Consider the following 16,474-nt stretch of genomic DNA (forward strand, 5'->3'; position numbering starts at 1 on the left):
GACAGGCAAATGGACGGCCGCCGTGTATGTTGACAACCTGCAGAACAACAAGGGCAGCCTGTATTCCTTTACCGGAAGTGACAACAACCGTGTCCAGTACATCCAGACGCCGCGCTGGGTCGGGTGTGAACTGCATTACAACTTCTGAAGCACCTATCGGTTATCGGGGAAGTATCCATCTATCCTGTATGGTTGGCGTCGGTCTGTGTTGAAAACATGACCGGCAACCATGGCGGCACTGTTTCCTTTCCCGGCGACGACAACAGCCGTCTGCAGTACATCCGGACCCCATACCGGATCGGATGTAAACTGCATTACAGGTCCGGCAAGCAAGGCCGTCCAGTCGTATTGGGATGATGGCCTGGTGTCTGGCCATTATTCCGCGATCCATGCGTCAGGCAGCGGTTTCAGAACGCCTTCTGGATAGAAGTCATAAAGGTTTCCGGGTGTCGCCTTTTCCCAAAAAGGCGACGTTCCCTTTGGAAACAGCTTCACCAAAAACTTCTTTATGATTTTATGGTTTACACGGATGCCCGCCCGGCAATGGCCATAAGGGTACCCGCCAGCACGATCCCCTTCAGTCCCGGCGCGCCGGTCATGCCGTCTGCCCCATCCGCTGCCCGGCATAGCGCCGTTGCCGTATGGCCTGCCACCACCGGGCATGGTCAAGGTACCAGCGAACGGTCATGTCCATGCCGCTTTCAAAATCATGCCGTGCTTTCCACCCCAATGCCTGTTCGGCATGGGAAGGATCAATTGCATAACGGAAATCATGGCCCGGCCTGTCGGCCACGTGGCGGACCAGGCGCGCATGCGGCCCGGCGGGATCGGGATGCAGCCGGTCCAGCGCGCGGCAGATGGCATGGACCACTTCAAGGTTGGTGCGCGGCTGCCGGGCGCCGATGGCGTATGTCTCGCCCGGCTGGCCGTGTTCCACCGCGCGGACCAGGGCTTCGGCATGGTCACTGACGAACAGCCAGTCGCGGATATTCTCACCCGTGCCATAGACCGGCAGTTCACGGCCCTCGATCGCATTGATGATCATGAGCGGCACCAGCTTTTCGGGAAAATGCCAGATCCCGTAATTATTGGTCGTGTTCGTAACGAAGGTCGGCAGGCCATAGGTATGCCACCATGCCCGCACCAGATGGTCGGATGCGGCCTTGCTGGCGGAATAGGGGCTGCGCGGGTCGTAGGCCGTGGTCTCGGTAAAGGGGGGATCATGCGGCCCGAGTGCCCCGAAGACCTCATCGGTCGAGACATGGTGGAAGCGGAAGGCCGCGCGCCGGGTCGCGGGCAGCGCCTGCCAGTATATGCGCGCGGCTTCCAGCATGGAAAACGTGCCGGTCACGTTGGTCTGCACGAAGGCGCCGGCATTGTCGATGGAACGGTCGACATGGCTTTCGGCCGCCAGATGCATCACCGCGTCGGGGCGGAAGGCCGCGAACGCGGCCCCCACGGCCACGGTGTCGCAGATATTGACCTGCCTGAACGTATAGCGGTCGCTGGCTGCCGCGACACCGACCGCATGGGGACTGGCCGCGTAGGTCAGGCAGTCAAGATTCAGGACCTCGTGGCTGGTCCGTGCGACCAGGTGGCGTATGATCGCCGACCCGATAAATCCACATCCGCCAGTTACCAGAATGCGCATGATCATCCGTTACATCAAAAAGGGCAGCAGACAGGAAGAATGTTAATATCCGGCCAACGTTGCCCCGCCTGTCTCCTTTGATGCCCCATCAGGTTCCCGGTATGGTGCGCGAGGCCATGCCGTGGGTGGGTCGCCGTTCCCCTGCGCAGGCATGCCCAAATACGGTATATAGGGTACGCCTGTATTTTTCAGACCGAGGTACGCCGCCTGCATGATGCTTTCCATACGCCTGATCTGGTTACGCGCCCTGCCCCTGGTCACCGTGTTCATGACAGATACCGCCCTACAGGCCCATGCCGCCCCCCTGCCCGATGCCGCGATCATGCTGCAGCACGACATGCGGCAGGAACTGGGGGCCGATTCGGTCCATACCCGCCCGCAACAGACCCAGCGCGCCATGACACTGGCGAACGCCATGCTGGATCACGCGGGCGCGTGGCCACAGGATGAGCAGGTCATGCTGGTCGTGGACCGCGCGCCCATGGCCCAGCTGATGTGGATCGTGCTGGCCACGCCCGCCACGCACCGGCTGACGCCACTGGGCATGGTGTCTGTCAGCACGGGGCTGCCGGGACGCAAGGAACATTTCCGCACGCCCGCGGGCATATTCCTCAATGACGGGCAGATTTACGGCTACCGCGCCCAGGGCACGAAAAACGAGCATGGTATCCGTGGCAACGGTGAGAAGGGCATGCGGGTATGGGATTTCGGCTGGCAGACGACCGAGGACTGGCGGCGCAGGGGCGCCGTGGCCGTGGTACGGCTGGAGATGCACGCAACCGATCCCACATTCCTTGAATCCCGCCTGGGGCGGGCGGATTCCGAAGGGTGCATCCGCATTCCCGCGCGCGTCAACAGCTTCATTGACCGCCATGGCCTGCTGGACCGGCAGCTTGACCTGATCGTCCAGCAGAATGACCCGCAGAAGGCACGCGCCATACGCGCGCTGCTGGGGGGCGACCACAGGCCCACCCCGCTGGAAGGCGACCGGGTCATCGTGGTGGATTCCTCCAACCCCGGGGTCCAGCCATCCGATCCGGCGATGGCACAGAAAATGCAGGACAGCTTCGCGCAGTTCCTAGCCGCCACCGCCGCGCAGCCCGCAGGCCCCGCGCCGGCGACCAGCCCCTCCGCACCAACCGCGATTGCCATCGCAGCCCCCCCGGCCGCGTCCGCACAGCGGCCCGGTCCTGCTCCTGCTCCTGCTCCTGCTCCTGCTCCTGCTCCTGCTCCTGCTCCTGCTCCTGCTCCTGCTCCTGCTCCTGCTCCTGCTCCTGCTCCTGCTCCTGCTCCTGCTCCTGCTCCTGCTCCTGACGACTGGCCCAACTGATTATATTTGTGCAAATAAAAAAAATTCAGTTCTGCAATATTTTATTCATGAATACCTTTACTTGCGCCGTTACATACTGAATCCCAACCATATGCAGCAGGGCAGCCAGCCGCCATCCCGACATAAAAAAGGGGGGAGCATGGCTCCCCCCTTCATGACCTGTGGATTCCGACGTCCTGGAGACTGTTTAAAAAGAAGAAAGTTTTTGGTGAAGCTTTTTTCAAAAAGCTTCGACAGAACGCCGCCTTTTTGAAAAAAGGCGGCACCCAAAAACTTTTATTGTTTTTATCAATGATTTGCTTTCACACAGCCTTTTATGACCAGCGCCAGTTCACGATTTCAGGCAGGTCCTTGCCATACTGGGCCACGTAATGCGTGTGCTCGACCAGTTTGTCCGCAATGGCCTGATTGGCGTAGGCCGCCCTGCTCGCCAGTCCCGGCACGTGACGGATGACGTTCTGCACCAGATGGAAGCGGTCAAGGTGGTTGCGCACCGTCATGTCGAACGGCGTGGTGGTGGACCCTTCCTCCCGATAGCCATGCACATGGAAGTTGCGGCAGTTGGTCCGTTTGTAGACCAGCTTGTGAATCAGCGCGGGATAACCATGGAACGCGAAGATCACCGGCTTATCGGTGGTGAACAGGCTGTCGAATACATAATCCTCCAGCCCGTCCGGATGCTGGGACTTCGATTCCAGGGTCAGCAGGTCAACCACGTTGATCACGCGGATTTTCAGGTCCGGCAGATGCTTGTTCAGCAACTGCACCGCCGCCAGCGTTTCCATGGTCGGCACGTCACCGGCGCAGGCCATGACCACATCAGGGTCGCCCCCCTTGTCATTGCTGGCCCATTCCCAGATCCCGATGCCCTTGGCGCAATGCGCGATGGCGGACTCCATGTCCAGCCACTGCGGCTCGGGCTGTTTGCCCGCCACGATCACGTTCACGCGGTCACGGCTTTCAAGGCAGGTTTTGGCCGTGCACAGCAGGGTGTTGGCATCGGGCGGCAGGTACACCCGCACCGTCTTGGCCTTCTTGTTCAGCACATGGTCAATGAAGCCGGGGTCCTGATGGCTGAACCCGTTATGGTCCTGGCGCCATACATGCGATGTCAGCAGGTAGTTCAGTGATGCGATCGGCGCGCGCCACGATACCTCATCCGCCTGCTTGATCCACTTGGCATGCTGGTTGACCATCGAATCCACGATGTGGATGAACGCCTCGTAGCACGACATGAAACCATGGCGGCCGGTCAGCAGGTAGCCTTCCAGCCAGCCCTGGCAGGTATGCTCGCTCAGGATTTCCATCACGTGGCCATCGACCGCCAGACGGTCGTCGTAATCGAATGTCTCGGCATTCCATGCACGGTTGGTCACATCCAGCACCGCGTTCAGGCGGTTGGAATTGTTCTCGTCCGGGGCCAGCACGCGGAAATTGCGTGACGACAGGTTCTCCTTCATCACGTCGCGCAGCCACGACCCCAGCACGCGCGTGGCCTCGCCCAGCTCATGCCCCGGCGACGAGACGGGCACGGCGTATTCCGTCACATCCGGCAGGCGCAGGTCACGGCGCAGCAGGCCGCCATTGGCGTGCGGGTTCATGCTCATCCGGCGCTCGCCCTTTGGCGCCAGGGCTGCGATTTCCGGCATCAGGGTGCCGTTTTCGTCAAACAGCTCCTCAGGCTTGTAGCTGTGCAGCCACGTATCGAGCAGCTTCAGGTGCTCGGGCTTGGTCAGGTCGGTAATGGGCACCTGATGGGCGCGCCAGTAGCCTTCCGTGCGCAGGCCATCAACCGTCTTGGGACAGGTCCAGCCCTTGGGCGTGCGCATGATGATCATCGGCCACATCGGGCGCGTGGTATCATTATCTTCGCGCGCGGCCTTCTGGATCTTCGATATCGCGGCAAAGGCCGTATCCATCGCCACGGCCATTTTCTGGTGCATGGTGTCCGGGTCGTCCCCTTCCACCACGATCGGGTCGTAGCCGTAGCCGCGGAACAGGCTCAGCAGTTCCTCGGGTGAAATACGGGCAAGCACGGTCGGGTTCGCGATCTTGTAGCCATTCAGGTGCAGGATCGGCAGGACCGCGCCATCGGTTTTCGGATCAAGGAACTTGTTGCTGTGCCACGATGTCGCCAGCGGGCCGGTTTCGGCCTCGCCATCGCCCACCACGCAGGCCACGATCAGGTCCGGGTTGTCGAACACCGCGCCATAGGAATGCGACAGCGAATAGCCCAGTTCCCCCCCTTCGTTGATGGAACCCGGCGTGGTCGGCGCCGCGTGGCTGGGAATGCCGCCGGGGAAGGAGAACTGCTTGACCAGCCTGGCCAGCCCGTCCGCATCCTGCGTCACTTCGGGGAAATACTCGCTGTACGTGCCTTCCAGATAGGTGCTGGCGACCACGCCCGGCGCCCCGTGTCCCGGCCCCGCCACGAACAGGATGCTGCGGTCCTGTTCCCGGATGATGCGGTTAAGGTGCAGGTACAGGAAGTTCAGCCCCGGCGTGGTACCCCAGTGGCCCAGCAGGCGCGGCTTGGTGTGCTCCAGCTTCAGCGGCTCACGCAGCAGCGGATTGGCCAGCAGATAGATCTGGGCAATCGACAGGTAGTTTGCTGCATGCCACCACTTGTTGAACAGCGCGACATCCGCTGCGGACAGCGGTGTTGCGGATGCAGTTTCACTCATTTCCGTTCCTTCCGAGACATTCTATCCTATCCGGCCTGCATTCAGGACAGACACATCAGCACATGCCGACGGATTGTCGTTTCCTCATCGGTGGGGATGACCCGCACCTCCACGGCGCTCTCCGGCATGCTTATGATTTCGCGATGCGCGGCATTCGCCTGCGCATCAAGGCGGATGCCCGCCCATTCCAGCCGTTTGCAGATCGCGGCGCGGATCACGGCGTCATGTTCCCCGATGCCGGCAGTGAACACCAGCCCGTCCAGCCCCTGCAGGGCCGCCATCATGGCCCCGGCCTGCTGGGCGAAGCGATAGACGAACAGGTCAAGCGCCTGCGTCACCTCCGGGCTGATCCCCGCGCGGGCGTGCAGGTCGCGCATGTCGGCCGAAACCCCTGATACCCCCAGCAGGCCGGAGCGGTGATAGAGGATATTCTCGATCTCCGCCGCGCCCAGCCCTTCTTCCTTGAGCATGTACAGGATCACGCCGGGGTCCAGATGCCCGCACCGCGTGCCCATCACCAGGCCATCCAGCACCGAAAACCCCATGGTGGTGTCGATGCTGCGCCCGGCCTGCAGGGCGCACAGGCTGCCCCCGCTGCCGATATGCGCGACAATGGCGCGCCCCTGCGCCAGATGCGGCGCACGCGCGCGCAGGACGGAGGCAATGTATTCATACGACAGCCCATGGAACCCGTACCGCCGCACGCCACGGGCGGCATAGTCCCGCGGCAGGGCCTGCGCCTGCGCCACCGGCGGCATGGTATGGTGAAAGCCGGTATCGAAACACGCGACCTGCGGCAGGTCGGGATGCTGGGCCAGCAATGCGCGAATGGGGGCAAGGCTGCCGGGCTGGTGCAAGGGGGCGAAGGGGGTCAGGGCCGTAAGCCGGGCCAGCACATCGGGCGTCACCCGCACGGGGGCGATGAATTCCGGCCCGCCATGCACCACACGGTGGCCAACCGCCATGAGGTCAACGCCCCCCAACTGCTTGCCAACCCATTCCATAAGGGTCGCCATGGGGCCGTGATGCGCCGTACCGCCCGCGCCATCCGCCACGGGGTCCCATTTTTCATCAACCAGCACGCGCCCCGACGCATCATGGGCGACGAAATGGGGATGGATGCCGATTCCCTCCAGTTCCCCCGATGCGATGCGGTGGCTGGGGGCGGCCGCCGTCTCCCCCGGTTCGATGGCGAACAGGGCGAACTTCAGGCTGGATGATCCTGCGTTCAGTGCCAGCACAGCGCGTGTCATGCCTGTCTCCCCCTGTTTTTTACAACCGGCAGTATGTCACGCTGATCTGCCGTAGCTGACATTGATGCGAATCAATTGGTTGCATCACAGATAGCATCAAGGGCGCGCAATGACAGGCAATGGCCTGCATGCCATGCCCTTGCCAGACAGGAACCTATCGCTGCGTCATCAAAAAAGTTTATTCAAAATCAGTCAGTTATTCTGAATATCTTGCACCCTGCATAAAACGGGCGCGGCCTTCCGGCACGTCGGCGCATATCACATCCGCGTGTCGCATGCCCCTTTCCCGGCAGGCAGCAGCGCCGCGCGGCGGTGGCGCCCATCAGGGGAAACGCCGTTCCAGCGCGGCCTTTGCCGCCGCGCGCGCCTGCCCCGCGTCACGCCCCACCCGGATCAGCGCCGGAATCTGGAACGGGTTGCACAGGATGCTGCGCGCAAGCGCGCCCACCGCAAGACCGCCATCGGGCCGCAGCGCCACGACCGCGGCAGGCGGCAGGGTCCGCCCCGCCGGGTCGCACACGACGCGCATGACCGCAAAGGGCACCTGCCGGGCAGCGGCCATTTCCGCCACCACGCCACTTTCCATATCCAGCGCCACGCAGCCGGTCTGCCGGAACAGCGCCATCTTGCGGGCCGCCTCGGTCACGATCACATCGCTATGCAGCAGGTCGCCATCAATGACATCCGCCCGCTCCGCGCCCAGCCAGTCCAGCAGGGCGGGGGCTGCGGCAAGACGTTCCCCATTGACCACGACATGACGCGGCATGACGACCGCCCCGGGCTGCAGCGCCGGGTCCAGCCCCGCCGCCAGCCCGAACGACAGCAGCGCGTCCGCCCCGCCTTCCAGCAGGTCAAGCACGGCCTGCCGCGCACCGGACAGGGTCGCCCCGCTCAGCCCGAAACGGGCCGTGGGCAGGAAAGGACGGATCAGGGATGCTTCCGCCTCCATCCCCACCACGATACCCAGCCGGGAAAATGGGGACGCAGATACACTATCGGACATTGTTGGCATTCCCCCGTTATCAGAAACCGTAGCCAGCACGGCCGGAGCGGCCAGCCTGCATCCCGCCCCGCATGCGGCCCGGCCCCGCGGGGGGCAGCGGCGCGACCCCGGGCATGGCCGCCCTGCGGGTGGGTATGGCCGTCCTGCCCGGACGGGTAACGCTCATGGTTCTCTTTGCCATTATTCCATGTTCCCCGTGCGGTCACGGGGGCCTGTTGCATACCCGTGCGTCATCATTTCGGCCGGCCGGACGTACCCCGGCGCGCATGGACAGCCTGTGCCGCGGCGTGGCCCGACCTGATCGCGCCCTCGATTGTGGCGGGCAATCCCGTTGCCGTCCAGTCACCGGCCAGCAGCAGGTTGGGCGCCATGGTCCGCGTGCCGGGTCGCAAGCGGTCCTGCTGTACGGTCGCGGCAAAGGTCGCGCGTTTTTCACGCACGATCCGCAGCGGCGGCATGGCGAGGGGCAGGGGCGCCGTCGCGGCCGGGTCGATCGCGGCGCGGACTTCGTTCCAGATGATGGCCGCCAGTTCATCAAGGTCGCGCGTGGCGTAGCGGTTGGCGGCGCTGACCGTGACCGACAGGATGCGGTCCCTGGCAAACACCCATTCGCTGATGCCGCCCACAACCCCGATGAAGCGCGCCAGCGCCAGCCCGCCCGTCAGCACCGGGGCCTGCGGCAGCAGGAAATGCACGTTCAGGATGGATTCGAATTCATCCGGCGCGCTGAACCCCGGCAGGTCGGCCAGCAGGCCGGACGCCACGGGCGCCGGCACCGCCATGATCACCGTATCTTCCGGTCCCAGCGCAATCCGCTCATTCCCCAGATGCAGGGCCGCAACGCTGCCATCCACCATTTCAACCGCGCTGACACGGCTGCCGGTCCGCACTTCAGCCTTCAGCACCGCAAGGTGGTCAAGGGCCGGGTCCACGAAGCTTTCCGACAGGCCGACCGCCGGGAAACGGGGCAGGCAGTTGCGGCCCCCGCGCGCAAGGCTTTCCTTCACCACCGCCCCCAGCAGGGCGGCGCTGCCGGTATCGGGCATGGTGTTGAGGACGGATATGGCAAAGGGTTCAAGCAGCCGGCGGGCAAGGCTGCCGGGCTGCAGGCAATCGGACACCACCATGTCCGGCGTCGCCTCCATCAGCGCCAGCAGGCCGCGCAGCTCCGCCAGGCGCATGCCCGGCACGCGCCTGCGCCTGGACAGCACCCATAGCGGCACCCGCCCACGTGACAGGTCCAGCGTCCAGCGCAGCCGGTCGGCGAGGTCCACGAACGGAAAGACCGGCCGCTTCGGCCCCACCAGCGTCTCCCGCGCGCCGATCAGGCCAAGATAGCGGTACACCGCCGGATTGCCTGACAGCAGCAGGTGGTTGCCATTGTCGATCCGGCAGCCAAGCTGCCGGTCAAGATAGGACCGTGCCCGGCCGCCACAGGCGGGACCGGCCTCGTACACACTGACCCGCTCGCTGCCACCCGCCAGTTCAACCGCCGCCGACAGGCCGGCCAGGCCACCACCCACAATATGGACATGTCCCGACATGGATCAGGCCACCAGTGCGCGCAGCGCGACCAGCACCTTGCGCGGGCGGGACAGGGAGACACGTTTTTCCGGCGCGCCCCATCCCTGCCGTTCCTGCGCGGCAAGGATGGCGGCATAGGTCGCGCCCATGACGCGCGCGGGCCGCATGGCCGTGCGGTCACACTGCCGCATGGCGCGCGAAGCCGCCCGGAAATGGTCATGCGCCCGACCGGCGAGGATGCGCCCCACCTGTTCCAGCCGGCGCGCGCGCACCACGGCTTCGGGTTCGGGCACGATGCCAAAGCGTTCCAGCAGTTCGCGCGGCAGGTACAGCCGGCCCAGCCGTGCGTCCTCCGCCACGTCACGCAGGATGTTGGTGATCTGCAGCGCGCGCCCCAGATGGTAGGCGACCTGGTCGGCAGGGGCCGAGGAATCGCCAAACACCCGGACCGACAGCCGCCCCACGGCAGAGGCCACGCGGTCGCAGTACAGGTCGAATGTCGCCTCGTCCGGTGCGACGATGGGGCCACGGGCGTCCATTTCCATCCCGTCGATCACGTCGTTGAAGTCCTGCTGGCGCAGGTCGAAACGGCGGATGGTCGCCAGCAGCACGCGGTCGATGCCATCACGCGCCTCGCCCGCATACAGCCGGGCGATGCGCGCGCGCCATTCTTCCAGCCTGCGGCACTTGTCGTCCGGCTCGCCTTCGTCATCGGCCACGTCATCGACAAGGCGACAGAAGGCATAGACCGCATACATGCCATACCGCCGGTCAGGCGGCAGGATACGCATTCCCTTGCCAAATGACGTGCCCGACCGCACCACGATCTGCTCCACCTCGGCCAGATCGGCGGGATCGCAGCCCAGTACCGGGGCCTCATCATGCCGCGCGCGCAAAAAACCCATTCCCGCGTGTTCCGTTCACTTTACGAATTTCAGTTCCGCCTGTTCTTAGCGGCAATCACGACCAAGGACAAAATCCCGCGCCATCAGACCAGCGTGCGCACGGCCCCCGCCACCGCGCGCGCCACATCCATGCGCGACAGCCTGACCCGGCCCGCAATGGGATCTTCCACCCGCAGCCGCTGCGCCAGACGCTTCGACAGGCCCACGATCACCGCCGCCTCCATGCGCATGCGCCGGTCGCGGATCAGGGTGCACAGCAGCGATGCGTGCCGGTTGAGTTCATCCACCCGGTCCAGCAGCGCATTGAACACCCGGCGCATGCCCGGCACCGTATAACCACGGCGCAGGTCATCCACCGTGACCCCCTCGCGCGCCAGCCACGGACGCGGCAGGTAACAGCGGTCAAGGTTGCGCAGGTCATCGGCGCAGTCCTGCAGGTGGTTGAGAACCTGCAGCGCGGTGCACAGCGCGTCGGACGCGGCGAACGTGCCGGCATCCTCCCCATGCAGCTCCAGCAGGAAACGCCCGACGGGATTGGCGGAATAACGGCAGTATTCCTCCAGTTCCTCCCATGAATCATAACGGTTCTTCACCGCATCCTGGCGGAAGGCCACGATCAGGTCGGTGGCGGTGGCGGTGGACACCCCGGTCCGCGACAGCGTACGGCCCACGCGCACCGCCGTCTGCACATCCGGCCGCTGTGGCGCGGCGCGTTTGCCCAGCACCACGTCCTCCATGGCGTTGAGGCGGGTAATCTTGGCATCGGCATCCAGCCGGTCGGTATCGACGATATCGTCGATCACGCGGGCGAAATCATAATAGGCATGGACATGCGGGCGCAGCCTGCGGCTGATCAGCAGCGAGCCTACGGGAAAGTTCTCGTCCCCGCCGCCCTTGCCCGACGAGACATCCCCGCTGCCCCACACGTTCCGCTCATCAGTGTTCACCCTACGTCATCCCCCATGCTGCGGTTCATTACGGCTGCGGTGCCCTCACCGCGCATATGTGTCGAAATCGCGCCATCAGGTTCGGTATAGGCGCGGTTCTTCCACACCGCGCCCCGGCCCCGATGGTGATCCAGCGCCGAACCCACCGTCGCCAGCGTATAGAACCCGGCAATGACCGGCAGCAACAGCGCCCATGACGGCGACTGGTTGAAACGCCGCAGGGTGGGGGTGTACGACGCCATGGACATGACCCATGCCCCCGCCCCCAGCAGGCACGGCAGGCCGTGGCTGAACAGCGCAAGTTGCAGCGGCATGATCCACACCAGCACCATGCCGATCACGGTCCCCACCAGCATGAGCGGCGAATACCCAAGCTGCACATAGGCCGTACGCGCCACCATGCGCCAGATGTCCGACGGATGGGGATAGGGCCGGATGGAACGGGCCAGGCAGCTATGCCCCAGATAGATGCGCCCGCCACTGTGCTTGACATGGGCGGCCAGCGTGCAGTCATCGATCAGCGCGCCGCGCAGGCTTTCGATCCCGCCAATGCGGGCCAGCGCGCTCCAGCGCACCAGCACCGTGCCGCCCGCGGCCCCCGCAACCCTGCTGCGCGGGTTGTTCACGCTGGCGAAGGGATAGAGCAGCGCGAAAAAGAAGACGAAGGCCGGGACCAGCATGCGCTCGGCGGGGCTTGCGCAGTTCAGTTCCACCATTTCCGAAACCTGGTCCAGCTTCCCCGCCTGCGCCTTGGCCACCAGTGTCGAGACATGGCGCGGGTCATGGGTGATGTCCGCATCGGTCAGCAGCACGAAACCACTGGAATCGGGCACCATCTCACGCGCGCGCGCAACGCCCTGCGCCACGGCCCACAGCTTGCCGCTCCACCCGGCTGGCCGCGCCTTTCCGCTGACCACCGTCAGGCGATGCCGCGGGTCCGGCACGGACCGCGCCAGTCGGCCCGTGCCATCGGTGCTGTTGTCATCCACCAAGATGACATGCAGCAGGCCGGGGTAATCCTGCGCCAGCAGAGAGCCTATGCACTGCCTGACCGACGCGGCCTCGTCGCGCGCAGGCACCACGATGCAGACTTCGGGGCAGTTTGCGCGTTCAAGCTGCGCGCCCCGCACGGGCGAGAGAATCGGCCCCGCCTGCCAGAACCAGCCGTGACAGAAAATCAGCCCGACCCAGATAACGAACACCAGAATGGATAGGGGAAGCAGCAGCATGACAGGGTCCTCAATCCAGCATCCCGTGCTGTCGGAACCAGTCGATGGCGTCCTTCACCGCCTCACGCGCGGGGCGGGGGGCATAGCCCAGTTCCCGGATCGCCTTGTCGGAGGAAAAGAACATCTTCTTGTGCGACATGGCCAGCATTTCGGTCGTGACCCGTGGCGCGATGCCAAAGGCGCGCGACAGCCATTCGCTGGCCACGGCCACGGGCCAGATCACCGCCTGCGGCAGGCTTATGCGCGGCGGGGCCACGCCCGCGATTTCCGCCGTCATGGCGAACAGGTCGCGCAGCAGGTAATTCTGGCCGCCAAGGATATATTTTTCCCCGATCCGCCCGCGTTCCAGCGCCAAAGCGTGCCCTTCGGCCACGTCATCGACATGCACGATGTTCACGCCGGTATCGACATAGGCCGGCATGCGGCCCGCCGCGCAGTCCAGGATCATCTGCCCTGTCGGCGTGGGCTTGATGTCACGCGGGCCTACGGGGGTGGACGGGTTCACGATCACGGCAGGCAGCGCGCGTTCATGCACCAGGCGCAGGACTTCCTGCTCGGCGCGGTATTTGGAGCGCTTGTAGATGCCGATCACGCCATGTTCATGGACCGGCGTTTCCTCATCGGAAACCGTGCCGTCCCCGATCAGGCCGAGGGCGGCCACGGACGAACAGTACACGATCCGCTCCACCCCGGCCTTCTGCGCCGCCAGCATCAGCGCGCGCGTGCCTTCGACATTGGCGATCATCATCGGCACCGGGTCGGGCACCCACAGCCGGTAATCCGCCGCCACGTGGAACACGTAGCGGCAGCCCTTCACCGCCGCGTCGAAGCTGTCGGGGCTGGACAGGTCCCCTTCCACCAGTTCGGCGGGCAGGTCACGCAGGTTGGTCAGGTCGCTTCCCTTGCGCACCATGAGCCGGAGCGCATGGCCACGCTCCACCAGATTACGGGCAACGGCGGAGCCGACAAAACCGGTCGCGCCGGTTACAAGGGTTGGGGCAGTCATGGTCTGAACGATCGCTCCGTCAGGGGACAGAATTCACGATTGCGATTACGGACTCGCAACCAGCGGGCGTTCCATTTATCCCGACACCTCCCGGTGGCGCCAGACCCTGCTGTAGTGTAAGTCAGGCACAACCGGCCCGTGCGGCACGAATTTTACCCGGTGTTCCCACGCCAACAGACCAAGACGGATCTTTTTTGAGAAAGCTCACCATCCTGCTGGCCATCCTTGGCCTGGCCCTGCTTACAGGCTGCACCGCGTGGCTTGGCGCGGGTTCGGTCATGAAGGCCATCGTCTCCATCGGGTTCACCGGTTTCATGGCGACCGTCATGGCCCAGCTTGCAGTCGATGCAATACTGGGTCTTGCATGGCACGCGGCTTGCCGGGACATTCCGTTCGTGCAACTGCTGGTTTCGCGCATGATCCGTGACGCCGCGGCATCCTGCCTGCCGTTTTCACAACTGGGCGGCATGGTGCTGGGCATCCGGGCCACGTGTTCAAGCGACCTGTTCGCCGGGCCGAAGGGCCGCCATGTGGATGGCAGCGAGGCCGCCTGCGCCAACCTGGTGGACATCACCACCGAGGTCATGGGCCAGATCCTGTTCATCCTGACGGCCGTGGCCTGCCTGGTGGCCCACCAGCAGTCCAGCCCCTTCGCCCGCCCGGTCATGATCGGCCTCGTGCTGCTGAGCATGGGCATCGCGGGCTTCATCTATACCCAGCGCCGGGGCGGGGACCTGCTCAAGCGCGCGGGGAAGATGCTGGGCCACAACATGGCCGCCCAGTGGCAGGACGCGATGCTGAGCAGCGCCGACAGCATACAGGAACGCTTTGACGCCATCTGGTCGCATCCCAGCCGCATCGTGCAGGGCGCGCTGCTGCATTACGTGGGCTGGCTGGGCAGTGCGGCGACGATATGGGTGGCCTATTACTTCCTTGGCGCGCATCTTGGCTTCGGCGGGGCCATCGCGATCGAGGGCGTGGCCTGCGGCATCATGTCCGTCTCGTTCCTGGTGCCTGCCGGGCTGGGGGTGCAGGAAGCCGCCTACATGGCCCTTGGCTCCGCCTTTGGCATCGCCCCCTCCGTCTCGCTGGGGCTGTCGCTGCTGCGGCGCGGGCGGGAACTGGTGATCGGCATTCCCATGCTGCTGCTGTGGCAGGCGATGGAAATGCGCGCCCTGCGCCGCCGCTCCACACAGGGGGACGCGGCGCCGGCGACCGCCCCCGTCCCCATCCATGATCCCGCCCCGCCCACGGACATCACGCGGGATTGATACCTTCTCGCGCCCCGTAAACTCGCGCCCTGTGAACCTTCAGCCAGGCAGACATCCCCCACCATGACGGACCAAACCGTACCCCTGTTCGATACGCTGGTCATTATCGGCCCCGGCCTGATCGGGTCGTCCATCCTGCGCCGGGGGATGGAGGACCGACGCATCGCACGCAGGCTGGTGGCCTGTGACATAAGCCCCGAAGTCCGTGCCCGCGTGGTCGAACTGGGCATTGCCGATGTTGTGGAGGCCGACCCGGCCGTGGCCGCGCGCGATGCGGACTGCGTGATCATATGCGTGCCCGTGGGCGCGATCGCCATGGTGGCGGCCCAGGTCATGCCGGTCATGAAGAAGGGTGCGATCCTGAGCGAGGTGGGATCGGTCAAGGTCACGGTGATGGAGGCCATGCAGCCGCTTCTGGCCCGGTATCCCGATATTGCCTTCGTGCCCGCGCACCCCATGGCGGGCACCGAGTTTTCCGGCCCCGATGCCGGTTTCGCCACCCTGTTCGAGGACCGGTGGTGCCTGCTGACCCCGCCCGCGCACACACCGGCCCCCGCCATCACGTGCGTCACGGCATTATGGGAAATGATGGGCGCGCGCGTGCGCTGCATGAGCGTTGACCATCATGACCGTGTCTGCGCCATTGTCAGCCACCTGCCGCACCTTCTGGCCTTCACCATATGCGGCACGGCGGATGACCTGGCGGATGAAACACGGTCGGAAGTGCTGGATTTCGCGGCGTCGGGCTTTCGTGACTTCACGCGCATCGCGGCGTCCGACCCGGTCATGTGGCGCGACATCTTCCTGAACAACCGCGCGGCGCTGCTGGACATGCTCGACCGCTTCATCACGGATGCGCAGGAGATGGGCGACGCCATCCGCACGGGCAACGAGGACGTGATCGTAAGCCGTATCCAGCGCGGCCGCGCCATCCGGCGCAGCCTGATCGAAAACCGGCAGGCCTGAATAAACGGCTGTTTTAAAAAACTGATTTATAAAAACGGAAGTTTTTGGTGAAGCTTTTTCCAGGGCCTGTTGGGAATTATGCTTTTCTGAAGCATGCTGGATGTGATTCAAGGTCTGTATGGATCGCTTCATACTAACGGATGCCCAATGGGCGAAGATGGAACCCCTGTGCCTTGGCAAGAAGACAGATCGGGGGCGCAGCGGGAAGGATAACCGCCTTTTTATCGAGGCGGTCCTGTGGATTGCGCGGACCAGCAGTCCATGGCGGGATCTGCCGACATATTTCGGACATTGGAACTCGGTCTACTCGCGCTACAGCGACTGGATGAAAGCCGGGGTTTTCCAGCGAATTTTCGAGGCTGTCTCGGACGACGCCGACATGGAATACGCGATGATCGACGGCACGGTGGTGCGGGTTCACCGTCATGGCCAGGGCGCAAAAGGGGGACCCGAAATCAGGCGATCGGACGCAGTGTGACAGGATGGTCGACCAAGATCATCGCCATGACCGACGCCCTGGGTAACCTGGTCCGCTTCACCCTTATCCCCGGCCAGCATTACGACACGGTCGGGGTTGCGCCCCTTCTTGAACCGGCCGATTTCGGGGGCATTCTTGCCGACAAGGCATTTGATGTGCACTGGATTGTGGACAGCATACGCGCGCAAGGCGCCTGTGTGGTCATTCCCCAGCGCAAAAACCGCCTC

General features: G+C 64.4%; 15 protein-coding genes. 5 read left to right on the forward strand and 10 right to left on the reverse strand.

The window, feature by feature from the left end; translation table 11 throughout:
• Nucleotides 1–595: 595 nt before the first annotated feature.
• Entirely contained in the window at nucleotides 596–1,651 is a 1,056-nt protein-coding gene (gene rfbB / locus CFR76_RS15785; RefSeq protein WP_110557813.1) for a dTDP-glucose 4,6-dehydratase, read from the reverse strand.
• Between the two features lie 211 nt (nucleotides 1,652–1,862).
• On the opposite strand from rfbB, the gene CFR76_RS15790 reads away from it, so the two are divergent.
• Nucleotides 1,863–2,981 carry a L,D-transpeptidase gene (locus CFR76_RS15790; RefSeq protein WP_167402158.1) on the forward strand — a complete coding sequence of 373 codons (1,119 nt, stop codon included), beginning with the start codon at nucleotides 1,863–1,865 and terminating at the stop codon, nucleotides 2,979–2,981.
• A 314-nt stretch (nucleotides 2,982–3,295) separates the two neighbouring features.
• On the opposite strand, the gene CFR76_RS15795 is transcribed toward CFR76_RS15790, so the two are convergent.
• The 9 genes from CFR76_RS15795 to hpnA all read right to left on the reverse strand — a co-directional run bounded on the left by CFR76_RS15795 (nucleotide 3,296) and on the right by hpnA (nucleotide 13,532).
• Nucleotides 3,296–5,665 carry a phosphoketolase family protein gene (locus CFR76_RS15795; RefSeq protein WP_110557802.1) on the reverse strand — a complete coding sequence of 790 codons (2,370 nt, stop codon included), beginning with the start codon at nucleotides 5,663–5,665 and terminating at the stop codon, nucleotides 3,296–3,298.
• Between the two features lie 41 nt (nucleotides 5,666–5,706).
• Entirely contained in the window at nucleotides 5,707–6,918 is a 1,212-nt protein-coding gene (locus CFR76_RS15800; protein ID WP_110557803.1) for an acetate/propionate family kinase, read from the reverse strand.
• Nucleotides 6,919–7,240: 322 nt separating this feature from the next.
• Nucleotides 7,241–7,921 carry a phosphorylase family protein gene (locus CFR76_RS15805; RefSeq protein ID WP_110557804.1) on the reverse strand — a complete coding sequence of 227 codons (681 nt, stop codon included), beginning with the start codon at nucleotides 7,919–7,921 and terminating at the stop codon, nucleotides 7,241–7,243.
• A 19-nt stretch (nucleotides 7,922–7,940) separates the two neighbouring features.
• Nucleotides 7,941–8,087: a hypothetical protein gene (locus CFR76_RS18185; RefSeq protein WP_167402159.1), complete on the reverse strand. Its 147-nt coding sequence runs from the start codon at nucleotides 8,085–8,087 to the stop codon at nucleotides 7,941–7,943.
• Nucleotides 8,088–8,154: 67 nt separating this feature from the next.
• Nucleotides 8,155–9,465: a hydroxysqualene dehydroxylase HpnE gene (gene hpnE, locus CFR76_RS15810; protein WP_110557805.1), complete on the reverse strand. Its 1,311-nt coding sequence runs from the start codon at nucleotides 9,463–9,465 to the stop codon at nucleotides 8,155–8,157.
• A gap of 3 nt (nucleotides 9,466–9,468) precedes the next feature.
• Entirely contained in the window at nucleotides 9,469–10,350 is an 882-nt protein-coding gene (gene hpnD / locus CFR76_RS15815; protein WP_110557806.1) for a presqualene diphosphate synthase HpnD, read from the reverse strand.
• Between the two features lie 83 nt (nucleotides 10,351–10,433).
• A complete protein-coding gene (hpnC, locus tag CFR76_RS15820) occupies nucleotides 10,434–11,297 on the reverse strand; it encodes a squalene synthase HpnC (RefSeq protein WP_110557807.1) in 864 nt (287 codons plus the stop codon).
• Nucleotides 11,294–12,526 (reverse strand): glycosyltransferase, encoded by a 1,233-nt coding sequence (locus tag CFR76_RS15825; RefSeq protein WP_110557808.1) that lies wholly within the window; start codon nucleotides 12,524–12,526, stop codon nucleotides 11,294–11,296. Before CFR76_RS15825 ends, hpnC begins: the two co-directional genes overlap by 4 nt.
• Nucleotides 12,527–12,536: 10 nt before the next feature.
• A complete protein-coding gene (hpnA, locus tag CFR76_RS15830; RefSeq protein ID WP_110557809.1) occupies nucleotides 12,537–13,532 on the reverse strand; it encodes a hopanoid-associated sugar epimerase in 996 nt (331 codons plus the stop codon).
• Nucleotides 13,533–13,726: 194 nt separating this feature from the next.
• Here hpnA and CFR76_RS15835 point away from each other — a divergent pair, with 194 nt between their 5' ends.
• The 4 genes from CFR76_RS15835 to CFR76_RS15850 all read left to right on the forward strand — a co-directional run.
• Nucleotides 13,727–14,803: a lysylphosphatidylglycerol synthase domain-containing protein gene (locus CFR76_RS15835; RefSeq protein WP_110557810.1), complete on the forward strand. Its 1,077-nt coding sequence runs from the start codon at nucleotides 13,727–13,729 to the stop codon at nucleotides 14,801–14,803.
• 63 nt (nucleotides 14,804–14,866) lie between these two features.
• Entirely contained in the window at nucleotides 14,867–15,769 is a 903-nt protein-coding gene (locus CFR76_RS15840) for a prephenate dehydrogenase/arogenate dehydrogenase family protein (RefSeq protein ID WP_110557811.1), read from the forward strand.
• 118 nt (nucleotides 15,770–15,887) lie between these two features.
• Nucleotides 15,888–16,247 carry an IS5 family transposase gene (locus CFR76_RS15845; RefSeq protein ID WP_110557812.1) on the forward strand — a complete coding sequence of 120 codons (360 nt, stop codon included), beginning with the start codon at nucleotides 15,888–15,890 and terminating at the stop codon, nucleotides 16,245–16,247.
• A partial coding sequence (locus CFR76_RS15850) for a transposase (protein ID WP_167402161.1) occupies nucleotides 16,244–16,474 on the forward strand: 231 nt, incomplete at its 3' end. The genes CFR76_RS15845 and CFR76_RS15850, both read left to right, overlap by 4 nt.

The organism is Komagataeibacter swingsii (assembly GCF_003207895.1).
Taxonomy (GTDB): domain Bacteria; phylum Pseudomonadota; class Alphaproteobacteria; order Acetobacterales; family Acetobacteraceae; genus Komagataeibacter; species Komagataeibacter swingsii.